General features: G+C 70.5%; 11 protein-coding genes and 1 pseudogene. All 12 read right to left on the reverse strand.

From position 1 onward, the window contains the following. Window positions 1–15: 15 nt before the first annotated feature. On the reverse strand, window positions 16–411 hold the full coding sequence (locus DYI95_RS09065) for a MaoC family dehydratase N-terminal domain-containing protein (protein ID WP_116900113.1): 396 nt from the start codon (window positions 409–411) through the stop codon (window positions 16–18). 160 nt (window positions 412–571) lie between these two features. Beyond that, window positions 572–2,005: an aldehyde dehydrogenase family protein gene (locus DYI95_RS09070; RefSeq protein WP_116900112.1), complete on the reverse strand. Its 1,434-nt coding sequence runs from the start codon at window positions 2,003–2,005 to the stop codon at window positions 572–574. Between the two features lie 91 nt (window positions 2,006–2,096). Continuing rightward, window positions 2,097–3,230 carry a zinc-dependent alcohol dehydrogenase family protein gene (locus DYI95_RS09075; protein WP_116900111.1) on the reverse strand — a complete coding sequence of 378 codons (1,134 nt, stop codon included), beginning with the start codon at window positions 3,228–3,230 and terminating at the stop codon, window positions 2,097–2,099. Between the two features lie 18 nt (window positions 3,231–3,248). Further along, window positions 3,249–4,085: an N-acyl homoserine lactonase family protein gene (locus tag DYI95_RS09080; RefSeq protein WP_116900151.1), complete on the reverse strand. Its 837-nt coding sequence runs from the start codon at window positions 4,083–4,085 to the stop codon at window positions 3,249–3,251. A 152-nt stretch (window positions 4,086–4,237) separates the two neighbouring features. Beyond that, window positions 4,238–5,986 carry a long-chain fatty acid--CoA ligase gene (locus DYI95_RS09085; protein ID WP_116900110.1) on the reverse strand — a complete coding sequence of 583 codons (1,749 nt, stop codon included), beginning with the start codon at window positions 5,984–5,986 and terminating at the stop codon, window positions 4,238–4,240. Window positions 5,987–6,036: 50 nt separating this feature from the next. Next, window positions 6,037–7,020: a phosphotriesterase gene (locus DYI95_RS09090; RefSeq protein WP_116900109.1), complete on the reverse strand. Its 984-nt coding sequence runs from the start codon at window positions 7,018–7,020 to the stop codon at window positions 6,037–6,039. Window positions 7,021–7,174: 154 nt separating this feature from the next. Next, window positions 7,175–8,422, reverse strand: coding sequence for an MBL fold metallo-hydrolase (locus DYI95_RS09095; protein WP_116900108.1), 1,248 nt, complete (start codon window positions 8,420–8,422; stop codon window positions 7,175–7,177). Between the two features lie 112 nt (window positions 8,423–8,534). After that, window positions 8,535–9,287, reverse strand: coding sequence for a 3-oxoacyl-ACP reductase FabG (gene fabG, locus DYI95_RS09100; protein ID WP_116900107.1), 753 nt, complete (start codon window positions 9,285–9,287; stop codon window positions 8,535–8,537). 59 nt (window positions 9,288–9,346) lie between these two features. Further along, window positions 9,347–9,817, reverse strand: coding sequence for a MaoC/PaaZ C-terminal domain-containing protein (locus DYI95_RS09105; RefSeq protein WP_116900106.1), 471 nt, complete (start codon window positions 9,815–9,817; stop codon window positions 9,347–9,349). A gap of 237 nt (window positions 9,818–10,054) precedes the next feature. Further along, the gene (locus DYI95_RS09110; protein WP_116900105.1) at window positions 10,055–10,450 is read right to left on the reverse strand and encodes a MaoC family dehydratase N-terminal domain-containing protein; all 396 of its coding nucleotides are present in this window, start codon (window positions 10,448–10,450) and stop codon (window positions 10,055–10,057) included. 177 nt (window positions 10,451–10,627) lie between these two features. After that, window positions 10,628–11,794 carry an acyl-CoA dehydrogenase family protein gene (locus DYI95_RS09115; protein ID WP_116900104.1) on the reverse strand — a complete coding sequence of 389 codons (1,167 nt, stop codon included), beginning with the start codon at window positions 11,792–11,794 and terminating at the stop codon, window positions 10,628–10,630. A gap of 67 nt (window positions 11,795–11,861) precedes the next feature. Further along, window positions 11,862–12,290, reverse strand: a pseudogene (locus tag DYI95_RS09120) (ABC transporter ATP-binding protein); the annotation flags it as partial. Between the last annotated feature and the right edge of the window lies 1 nt (window position 12,291).

Raw genomic sequence — 12,291 nt, forward strand, 5'->3', positions numbered from 1 at the left:
ACCCCGGCCAGGCCCTCAGCGGACGATCACCGTGCTCCGGCCGGTGAAGACCAGCTCCCCCGCTTCATCCCGCCCCTCGATCTCGGTGACCAGGAAGGTCATGCGGCCGAGCCGCCCTTCCTTCTCGTACACATCCACCACCCGGCTCTTGCACCGCACCCGGTCCCCCGCCCGGATCGGCCGCTGGAAGGTGTATTCCTGCTCGCCGTGTAGTACCCGGCTGAGTTCCAGGGACAGGCCCGGGATCGGGATCCGGAACGTAGTCGGGAAGGTGGGCGGGGCGATCTCTCCCCGCTGGTAAGCCGGAGTGGGGTCGCCAATCGCCTCGGCGAACTTGCGAATCGCCCCCTTTTCCACCTCGAAGACCACTTCTTCCGATTCCTTCCCGATGAGGGAACGGTCGATGGCCACGCTTCATCGCCCTCCCAAACGACGAACGCCGCCCACCTCAACCCCTCCCCTCGATCGGGTAGGTTGGTGGGGCGGCGGGAAGTGCAAGCGGTGGGTTGTAGTTCTACGACATCGGTGACGTCCCTGGGCGGCGCCGGGTTCCACCCGCCGTGGAAAAGGGTCAGAGATTGAACACCACCAGCCGCAGATCGGTCAGGTGCTCGATGGCGTACCGCGGGCCTTCCCTCCCGATGCCGCTGCCCTTGACGCCCCCGTACGGCATGAGATCGACCCGCCAGTTGGGGATCTCGTTCACCATCACCCCGCCGACCTCGATCCGCCGCGCCGCCTTCATCGCGGTCTGGAGGTCGCGGGTGTAGATGCCGGCCTGCAGTCCGTAGAAGCTGTCGTTGACCATGGCGATGGCCTCGTCCACGTCCTCGAAGGGCGCCACCGTCACCAGCGGGGCGAAGGCCTCCTGGCAGACCACCTTCATGTCCGGGCGGACGTCCACCAGCACGGTGGGCTCCAGCACCGCGCCCTGCCGCCGCCCGCCACACAGGACGCGGGCTCCCTGCTCCACGGCCTCGCGGATCCAGGCCTCGGCCCGCTCCGCCTCGGCCTCGCTGATCATGGGGCCCACGTCGGTCTCGGGATCCAGGGGGTCGCCGACCTTGAGCTTGCGGGTCTCGGCAACGAGCTTCTCGAGAAACGCCTCGTAGACCGGCCGCTGGACGTAGATCCGCTGCACCGAAAGGCAGATCTGCCCGGCGTTGGCGAAGGCACCACGGGCGCAGCGGGCGGCGGCCAGGTCCAGGTCGGCGTCGGCGCAGACGATGGTTGCCGAGTTGTTGCCCAGTTCCAGCACCACCCGCCGCAGGCCCGACGCCGCCTTGATCCGCTCGCCCACCGCCGCGCTGCCGGTGAAGGTATAAGCGGCGATGCGGGGATCGGCCAGCAGCCACTCGCCCACCTCCCCGCCCGCGCCCGTGACCAGGTTGAGGTAACCGGGGGGCAGGCCGGCATCCGCCAGAGCCTGGACCAGGTGGACGGCGCTCAAGGGCGTGGCGGTGGCGGGTTTGAGCACCACCGCGTTGCCCGCGGCCAGAGACGGCCCCACCTTGTGGGCGGCCAGGTTCAAGGGGAAGTTGAAGGGGCTGATGGCCGCCACCACCCCCACCGGCACCCGCAGGGTGAAGGCCAGCCGGTTCTCCGCCCCCGGGGCGGCCTCGATGGGCACCTGCTCACCGTGGATGCGCTTGGCTTCCTCCGCCGAGATCTCCAGGGTCTGGGTGCACCGGTCGACCTCGGCCAGGGCGTCCTTCAAGGGCTTGCCCGCTTCCGCGGCGATGGTGCGGGCCAGCTCGGGCTTGCGCTCCCGGATCAGCTCCGAAGCCCGCTTGAGGATCTGGTACCGCCGGTAGGGCGGAAGGGGGTTCTCCCGGTACGCCCGCTGCGCGGCTGTCACCGCCCGCTCGACGTCGTCGCGCGTCGCCCGGGCGACGTAACCGATGACCTCGCCGGTGTACTTGTTGCGCACGGGCAGGTTCTCGTCCCGTTCGACCCAATGTCCGTCGATGAACAGGCCATAGGTGCGAACCGCGACGGCAGCCATGGTCTCTATACCTCCTGTCCCCGCAGGCCGGCCTCGGGCCGCCGCCCCCAGCCGGCCCCGCGGATTGCCACCTTCCGCCGGGAAGGCCGGCTCAGCCTGCGTTGGGCTGTACCACCTGCCGCACCGCTTCACCGGCGGCCAGGCGATCAAAGCCCTGGTTGATTTCGTCAAGGCCGAGGCGGTGGGTGATCAGCCGGTCGACGGGCAGCCGGCCCGCCCGGAACAGGCGGAGGAAACGCGGCAAGTCCCGCCGGGGTACGGCGGAACCCATGTACGAGCCACGGAGGACCCGTTCCTCCGCCGTGACCGTCACCGCCGGGATGGACAACGTCGCCTCAGGGTGGGGCAGGCCGACGGTGATGGTCGTACCACCGCGCCGCGTGGCCCGGTACGCCTGGGCGAGAACGTCCGCGTTGCCCGCAGCCTCGATGGCATAATCGGCACCGCCGCCGGTGAAATCCCGCACCGCCTCCACCGCGTCGGCCTCCCGGGCGTTGACGATGTGCGTGGCACCCAGGGCACGGGCATGCTCCAACTTCTCCGGGAGTACGTCGACCGCCACCACAGGGTGCGCCCCTGCCGCAACAGCGCCCATCACGGCGGCAAGCCCGACTCCCCCAAGACCGAACACCGCCACGGAACTTCCGGGTTCCACCCGAGCCGTGTTCACCACGGCACCGACACCCGTCATCACGGCACACCCGAACACGGCCGCGACCTCGAAGGGGACGTCGGGATCGATCTTGATCAGCGACTCCTCGGCCGCCACGGTGAACTGCGAGAAGGCCGACACCCCCAGGTGGTGGTGCACGGGCTGGCCGTGGCGGTGGAACCGGCGTCCGCCTCGCAGGAGCTCGCCGCGCGCATTGGCTGCGTTGCCAAGCTCGCACAAGGCGGGCCTGCCGCTGGTGCAGTACATGCACCGCCCGCACATGGGAACGAAGGTGAAGACCACGTGGTCACCAGCCTGCAAACTGGTCACACCGGGACCCGTCTCCCGGACGATGCCCGCCGCCTCGTGTCCCAGAACCATCGGCGTGGGCCGGGGCCGGCTCCCGTCCACCACGGAGAGATCCGAATGGCAGATCCCCGCTGCCTTGAGCTCGACCAACACCTCGCCGTATCCCGGGCCATCCAAGTCCACCTCGTCCACGACCACCGGGTGGGACTCGGTGTACGGCCGCGGTCGTCCCATCTCGACCAGAATGGCGGCCCTGGTTTTCACGGCCGGATCCCCCTCGGATCACTCGTAATAGCCCTCGGTCGACTTGATGAGCTGCGCAAACTGCTCGGCATCGTGCCCGAACCACACCTGGGAACGGGTCGCTTCGGCCAGCCGGCGGATGCGCTCGACGGTCCGCGTGTAGCCCAGCGAGTCGTAGATGATGCCGGGCAGGCGCACGGGCGGACCGTAGTTGGCGGCGCAGTAGACGGCATCCGAGGCAAGAATGATGCCGCCGGTGCGGGGCAGTTGCACCTGCAGGCCGAGTATGCCGAAGGCGTGGCCGCTGCCCAGGTTGAGGATGTGCACCCCCTCCACCAGCGGCAGGTCTCCCTCGTCGCTTCGCACCGGCCGCCAGTGAAGCTCGTTGCGGATCCACGCATCGATGTCGTCCCAGATGTACGCCCCCAGGCGCTGGTGCATGGCGTACAGCTTCAAGGCTCCCGCCAGTTCGTCGTCGTGGACAATGATGGTCGACTTGCGGAAGTACTCGAGGCAACCGGCGTGGTCAAGGTGCAGGTGCGAGCACACCACGTAACGGATGTCGTCAGGGCGCACCCGCAGTTGTTCCAACCGGTGGGGCAGGTAACATTCCACGCCACTGACGATGGGGAAGGTGTTCTGGGTCGGTTCCGGCCAGCGGCCGTTCGGCCCCATGGAGTTCGGGTTGCAGCCGGTGTCGAACAGCACGTTGCCGTCGGGGTGGTCGATGAACACCGAATAGATGGGGAACTCGATCCACTCGGCGGGCCGGTTCGGGTTGTCCCGGGAGGCCAGGGTCGCCCCGGCGAGCATCAACGACTTGTCCATCTGCATCCGGCCGCAGTCCAGAACGTACAGTTTCATCCGCACGGACATGGTTGCATCCCCCCAGATCTGCACACGATCAAGGTGTTCGCGCCCACGTGGACCCCGCTCCCCCGGCACTTCCTGGGCTCCCCAAGCGTCCGCCGGTGCCCTGTCGAATCCGCGGCAAGCGCCACCGCCGGAATCCATGGCGCCGGCGGGCCTTACTGTCCCGCGTCCCGCTCCCGTAGCACCCGCCGCAGGATCTTGCCCGTCAGCGTCTTCGGCAGCTCGGGCACGATCTCCACCTGCCGCGGGTACTTGTAGGCCGCCAAGCGCTCCCGGCAGAAGGCGATGAGCTCCTCCGGCGTCACCCGGCCCTCGAATTCGGCCTTCAGGGACACCACCGCCTTGACGGTCTCGCCCCGGTAGGGGTCGGGCACCCCCACCACCGCCGCTTCCCGGACGGCGGGGTGGCGGTAGAGCACGTCCTCCACCTCCCGTGGCCAGACCTTGAAACCCGACGCGATGATCATGTCCTTCTTCCGGTCGATCACGTAGAACCAGCCCTGGGCATCCATCCGGCCCACGTCCCCGGTATGCAGCCAGCCGTCACGGATGGCATGAGCCGTCTCCTCGGGCTTCTGCCAGTATCCCGCCACCACCATGGGACCGCGGGTCACCATCTCGCCCACCTCGCCGGGCGGCAGGTCCCGACCGGTGTCCAGGTCCACCACCTTGACCACGGTGCTGGGCACCGGTACGCCCACCGACAGGGCGCCCGACTCCTCATCCACGGGCGCCCGGCGCCCCAGGGGCACGGCATGGGAGGGGGAGGTGGTTTCGGTCAGCCCGTAGATGTTGTGGATATACGTCCCGGTGGCTGCCTCGAAACGCTCTACCACCGCCGCCGGGATGGGCGCCCCGCCGCTGTACGCCTTGCGCAGCGAGCTCAGGTCGCGGCGCCCGAAATCCGGATGGTTCATCAGGGCGATGTAGGCCGTAATGGCGGCCACCATAAAAGTCCCGCGCCAGCGCTCGATGAGCTCCAGCATCGTGCCCGGGTCGAACCGGTACCCGAGGATCACCGGCACGCCGGCCAGGCCGGCGGCGGCCAGGTGGCCGATGAGCCCGGTGATGTGGAAGAGGGGCGCCGCCCCCACCACCACGTCCCCCGGCCCCAGCCCCATCCAGGTGCGGTAGACCTCCGCGTTGAAGGCCACGTTGCCGTGGGTGTTCATGGCGCCCTTGGGCGAGCCGGTGGTGCCCGAGGTGTAGGTGAGCAACGCCACATCTTCTTGCCGCGGTTCGGCGCCGGGGTCGGCCGCTCCCTCCAGCCGGCCGCAAACCTCCAGCAGGTCCCAGGTTTCGCCAAACCGGCGCCGGGACGAACCGGCCAGAACGGCCGGGACCCCGCTCCCGGACCCGGAGCCGGCCGCCCCTGACGCCCCCGCCGGCGGGGTCAGGAAATCCAGCTCGGAGGTGGTGATCACATGCCGGACCTCGGTCCGCCCCAGCACCCTGCGGGCCACCGCATCGTACAGGGATTCCAGGCTGACCAGGACCGTGCTGCCCGAGTCGTTGAGATGGTAGGCAAGCTCTTCTTCCTTGAACATGGGGTTCAGGGGCACGGCGATGGCGCCCGCCTTCCAGGCCGCCAGCAGGGCGATCCAGAACTGGGGGACGTTCTGGAGGAACAGGGCCACCCGGTGGCCGGGTTCGACCCCCAGGTCCCGTAGCCCAGCGGCCAGCGCATTGCTCAGGCGGTCCAGCTCGGCAAAGGTCAGCACCCGGTCGAAGTAGTACACCGCCGGCCGGTCGCCGGCCCGCCGGGCGGTGTTCCGGAACTGCTCCACGGCCGGCTGGGCGGGCAAGGGGAGGTCAGCCGGTACCCCGGCGGTGTAAAGTCCCAGCCAGGGGCGGCCGGGTGCGGTACCCGCACCGCCCCGCTGGGCACCATACGGTTCCATCATGGCCAGGCACCCCCATGGACGTTCCGCGCGGGCCGGGCCCGGCCGGTCGCTCACTCCGCCCCGAAGAGCCGGGCCGGGTTGCGGGTGAAGATGCCGTCCAGCACCTCAAGCCGGACCCCCGCCGCCACCAGAGCCGGCACCACGTCGTCGAAGAGGTGGGTGGGATGCCAGGCCGCCAGCAGGTCCGCCAGCTCGGGCGGCCACCGCACCGGCCGGCCCAGCCAGAAATTCACCGAGTCGTGGGAGAGCATGATGCGGTCGGCGTAGCCCAGGGCGATCAGGCCGGTCACCAGGGCGTTGCGGGCCTCGTCGGAGGGCATGCCGACGAACCGCTGGATCCCGTAGCGGTCGAAGGCGATGAAGACACCGTGGGCCAGGGTGGCCAGGTGGTAGGCGATGTCGGTGTTGCCGTCCATGTGGCCGATCATGATGCGCCGCGGATCGGCCCCCTCCCCCACCAGGAGGGCCGCCTGTTCCGGACCCATGGTGCCTTCCTGGGTGTGGGTGATGATGGGGACCCCCGTCTCCCGCTGGGCGCGGGCCGCGGCCCGGAAAAACATCTGCTCGTACTCGGTGATCACGCCCTTGCTGGAGGCGAGCTTGATCACCCCGGCCCGGATCCCCGTACCGCCGATGCCTTCGGTGATCTCCCGCATGAACATCTCGTAGATCTCTTCCTCGGCATCGCCCAGGGCGCGGCGGAACTTGAAGTATGCCGGGGCGCCTTCGCCCTCGTAGTAGTAGCCGGTGGAACAGATGATCTGCAGGCCCGTGCGCTCGCTGATCTCCCGCAGCAGCTCGGGATCGCGGCCGCAGTCGCTGGGCGTGGCGTCGACCACCGTGCGAACGCCGCAGGCCATGACCCGCCGTGCCACATCGAGGCCGACCTCCAGCGCCCGCTGCCGGTCGTAGGGCGCCACCGTCAGGTCCCCGTGAAATCCGGGGTACCCGAACACGAAGTGCTCGTGGACCAGGGTCTTGCCCAGGTCCTCGGGACGAACCGGCCCCGTCACGGTGTTCACCGTGCGGCTCACAGGACACACCCCCACTGGCGGGCGGCTTCCCGCCCCCGTTGCTCCGGGGCCCTTCCGGCGGGCTTGAGGCCTGGCGTCCCGCGCCGTTCCCCTCCGCCGGATGGCCCTGCCCGGGTTCCCCCAGCGACCCGGGCAGGCCGGCCCCAATGCATGTCTATTCGGCGCTTGTCCGGGGTATGTCTCGGGACCGTCCGCCCTCCCTGCGGCCGGGGAGCCGGTACCACCGGGCCGGCCCATCGCCCCGGCGCCCGGCCAGACCCTCCCCCTCCAGCCACAGGAGGAAGGCCAGGGTCTCGGCCACTGCCCCCCGCAGCCGGTGCGGCTTCTGGCGGGCATCGTCCGGCCGGCGGGCCGCCACGATTTCGAAGGCCGTGGGGCCGGGTTCGTCCGGCAGGCGGTCGCGCAGGGCGAGGGCGGCCCGCCGGTGCCAGCCCGCCAGGGCTGCCGCATGGGGCATCATCGGCCCGCACCACGGCAGCCCGTGGCCGGGAAGAACCGGCCCTGCCGCCCGGGGGCCGGGGCCCGGCCCCGCGCTCCCCTCCGTACCGGCCGCGCCTTCCCGCCAGTCCCCGGGCCCGCCCTCTCCCCGGGCCAGGCAGGCCGGGGCCTTTGCCCCGGCCGCCCTGGCCGCCTCGTCCGGGGCTTCCAGCCCCCAGGCCGCATCCAGCCGGGCCACCGCCTCCAGGTTGGCCAGATAGGCCCCCATGGGGTCCGCCGGCCCGGCAGGGTTGGCCCAGACGTTGATGCCCGCCCGGGGGAGGACGTGGTCCCCGGTGAAAACCCAGCCCGTTTCGGCAACCCGCAGCATAACGTGGCCCGGCGAGTGCCCCGGCACGTAGACCACCTCAAAGGTGAGTCCCGCCACCGGCAAGGCGGCCACGGGCAGGCCGGGGCCCTCCGCCAGGGGGGCCAGGAACGGGTAGGGCACGGCATCCGGCGGCAGGGGCATGCGCTCTGCCCGGCGCAGGAGGGCCTCCATCACCTCCGCCGGCATGCCGGTGAAGGCAAGCCATGCCTCCAGCACCGCCGGATCCGCCCGGTCCAGCTCGAGCTCGGCCGGATGAACGTAGACCGTTCCACCCCACCGCTGGCGGACGGCCACCACGTCACCCGCGTGGTCGGGGTGGCGGTGGGTCAGCAGGATGGCGGCCAGGCCGGCTTCGGGCACCCCGGCCGCCCGCAATGCCCAGCCCAGGGCCCTTAGGCAGGCCGGTGTTCCCACCCCGGCGTCCACCAGCACCCACCCGCCGGGGGCCCGGACCAGGTAGGCGTTCACAAAGGGCACATCCCAGGGCAAGGGCAGCAGGATGCGGTAAAGGCCTGGTGCCAGTTCCCAGCAGTGCTCGTCGATGGGCCGTTCCGGCAACCGGTCGGGCCCGTGCCGCTGCGACGTCGCCCCCACCCCCCGCCTCGGAAGAACCGGCCCCTGCGGGCCGTGGTGCAGGGCCCGCACCCAGTGCGGCCCCAGAGAACCCCGGCGTGACGGCGAGCTCCTATCGCCGGGATGGCGGCGGTCACGGCCCGCCGCGGACGTAGATCACCTGGCCCGAGACGTAGCTGGCGTCCTCGCTGCAAAGGAAGGCGATGACCCCGGCCACGTCCTCGGGCTGCCCCACCCGGCGCAGGGGCGTCCGCTCGGCCGCCGCCTTCTTCAGCTCTTCGAAGTCCACGCCGGTGCGCTCGGCCACGGCCCGGGTCATCCGTGTCTCGATGAAGCCGGGCGCCACGGCGTTGACGTTGATGTTGAAGGGCCCCAGCTCGATGGCCAGGGTCCGGGCCATGCCCTGGATCCCCGCCTTGGCGGCCGAGTAGTTGGTCTGGCCGCGGTTGCCCAGGGCCGAGGTGGACGACAGGAACACCATCTTCCCGTAGCGCTGGGGCACCATCACCCGCTGGGCGGCCTGGGCACAGAGGAAGGTCCCCTTCAGGTGGGTGTCGATCACCCCGTCCCAGTCGTCATCGGTCATCTTGTGGATCAGGTTGTCGCGGATGATCCCCGCGCACGTCACCAGAAAATCCAGCCGGCCGAAGGTGTCCAGCGCCCGCTGCACCATGGCCTCCACCTGGCCGCGGTCCCGCACGTCGCAGGCGACGGCCAGGGCCCGGCCGCCCTCCTGGCGGATCTGGGAGGCCACCTCCTCCGCCGGCCCCTCATCCACGTCGGAGACCACCACCGCCGCCCCTTCCCGGGCAAACCGCAGGGCGGTGGCGGCCCCAATGCCCCGGCCGCCCCCGGTGACCAGCGCGACCCGATCGGCAAAGCGCATCCGGATCCTCCTCTCCCTCCATGGCCCTCCGCTCCATGGCACCGCCGCCCGGCCCCGTATCAGGACGAACCTGCCGGAGAACCTGCCGGCGCCGGCACCAGCACCTCACCCTCGCCGGCGGTGACGGCTTCGCCCCGCTGGTTCTCGGCCCACACCTCGACCCGCACCCGCCGCAGGCCCGGGGCCTCTTCCGGGCCCACCTCCACCACCCGGCCCTTGCAGGTCAAGACGTCGCCGGGACGGACCATTTGGCGGAAGCGGACCTTCAACCGGCGGACCCCTTCCGGGCCCGCCAGCTGGACCAGATACTGGCCGAGGAAACCCATGCTCAGCATGCCGTGGGCGATCACGCCGTCGAGCCCGACCCGCCGGGCGGTCTCGTCGTCGGTGTGGATCAGGTTGTAATCGCCGGACGCGCCGGCGTATTTGACCAGCTGCACCTTGGTGATGGGCTCCTTCACCAGCGGCGGCAGCTCGGCCCCGGGTTCCCAGCGCACCGGCACCGCCTCCGCTCGCACTGGTTCCACCACGGTTCTTCACCTCCCTGGCAGCGGGATCCAGCCCGCCACCCCATGGCCGCGGGCTCCATTGCCGCGGGTCCCGCGCGCTGCCCGTGGCCGCGTCCCCATAGACGGCTTGTTCTGCGACCCTGGGGCACCGCCGCCCCCGGGCTCGCCGCCGCCCCGCCACCCCCCACGCCCCCCGCGACCCTGCCGGCCGCGGCCGGCACCGCGAGGGCGGACCTGGACCGCGAGCGGCCCGGCGGCTCAGCGCACGATGACGGTGCTCCGCCCCGTGAAGACCAGCTCCCCGGCCTCGTCGCGCCCCTCGATCTCGGTGACCAGGAAGGTCATCTTGCCCAGGCGCCCCTCCCGCTCGTAGACGTCGGCCACCCGGCTCTTGCAGCGCAGCCGGTCGCCCGCCCGGATCGGGCGGCGGTAGCTGTACTCCTGCTCGCCGTGGAGCACCCGGCTGAGCTCCAGGTTCACACCGGGAATCCCCATGCGAAAGGTGGTGGGAAAGGTGGGCGGCGCGATCTCGCCGCTGCGGAAGGCGGGGTGGGGATCCCCGATCGCTTCGGCGAACTTCCGGATGGCACCCCTCTCCACCTCGAAGACCTCTTCGGGCGATTCCTTTCCTATTAAGGAACGGTCGATGGCCACGGATCCCTGCCTCCTTACCGACCCCGTCGATCGACCGCCGCACCCCGGCGGGACGGCCGCGCCGGGAGCCCTGCTCCGCCGCCCGGCCGGGTTCGTCCGCAGCGCGATCTCCGGGCAGTTCCGACCTTCGCTCTCCGGGCCGGCTCGGTCCGCCGGCGGTACGTCTCGCCGCTGCGGTCAGTCCCAGGTGCCGATGCGCACGACATCGCGCAGCAGGTTACGGGCGATGGTCCGGCGCTGGATCTCGTCGGTCCCTTCGTAGATGCGGTACACGCGCACGTCCCGCAGGACCCGCTCGATGGGCATCTCCTTGGTGTAGCCCATGCCGCCGTGGATCTGCATCACCCGGTCGGCAACCCGCCAGATCATGTTGGCCCCGGCCAGCTTGGCCATGGAGGCCTCGTGGCGCACGTCCTTGCCCTGGTCGGCCTTCCAGGCGGCATGGAGCACCAGCCACTTAACCTGCTGGATCTCGACGGCGCTGTCGGCCAGCATCCACTGGATGGCCTGGTACTCGCCGATGGGATGGCCGAAGGCCACCCGCTGCCGGGCGTAGTCGATGCCCATCTGCAGCAGCCGCTCGGCCTGTCCCACCGCCCGGGCGGGGATCAGGATCCGGCCGTTGCCGATCCACTGCATGGCCAGCTCGAAGCCGCGGCCCACTTCACCGAGGACGTTCTCTTCCGGCACCCGCACGTCGTTGAACACCAGTCGCGCCGGGCTCCACCCGCCCATGGTGGCGATGGGGTATGACTTCCACCCCATCTCCCGGTCGACCAGAAAGCAGGTGATGCCGCCGCGGGCACCCTTCTCCTTGTCGGTGACGGCGAAGACGATGGCGAAGTCCGCCTCCAAGCCCCCGGTGATGAAAATCTTCTCGCCGTTCAAGACCCACTCGCGCCCGTCCTTGACCGCCGTCATGCGGATGTTGGTGGCGTCGGACCCGGCGGTGGGCTCCGTCAGGGCGAAGCACGAGCGGCGCTCGCCGTTGATGGTGGGGATGAGGTAGCGCTGCTTCTGCTCCTCGTTGCAGGCGAAGAGGATGTTGTCGGCCGAGCCGCCGTAGGAAAAGGGGACGAAGCTCTTGGCCGTCTCCATCAGGATCAGGCAGGTGGTCACGTAGTCGAACCCGGCCCCGCCGTATTCCGGAGGGGTCATCAGGCCCCACAGGCCGATCTCCTTCGCCTTGAGCTGCAGCTGGCGGTGGGTCTCGGGGTCGGGGAACCGGCGCCCCTCCAGCTCGGCCCGCTGCATCTCCCGCTCCAGGGGCATGAGCTCGCGCCTGACGAACTCCCGCACCGTCTCGACGATCATCTTCTGCTCCGGTGTGAGGGAAAAATCCATGCGGGAGACACCTCCAGCCTCCTGATTTCCATGTTCCTCCGGGCCGTCCTGCCGGAATCCGGACGATTCAGGCCCGCAGGCCCGTGTAGGCGCTCCAAACCTCCTCCCGGGACCTGAGCTCGCGGGCCGGAGCGGACAGGACGACGCGGCCGTTTCCCAGCACGTAGGCCCGGCCGGCCACCTGCAGGGCGATATGGGCGTTCTGCTCGACCAGCAGGATGGAGACCCCCTCCCGGTGCAGGTCGCCGATGATGGTGAACACCTCCTCCACCAGGCGGGGCGAGAGGCCCATGGAGGGCTCATCCAGCAGCAGCAAGCGGGGCCGGGCCATGAGGGCCCGGCCGATGGCCAGCATCTGCTGCTCGCCGCCCGAGAGGGTGCCGCCCAGCTGGTGGCGCCGTTCCTTGAGGCGAGGAAACCGCTGGTACACGGCCTCCAGGTCCCGCCGGATCTCGGCCCGGTGGCGCCGGGTGAAGGCGCCGGTCCAGAGGTTCTCC

This window comes from Thermaerobacter sp. PB12/4term, from assembly GCF_003403315.2.
GTDB lineage: Bacteria > Bacillota > Sulfobacillia > Thermaerobacterales > Thermaerobacteraceae > Thermaerobacter.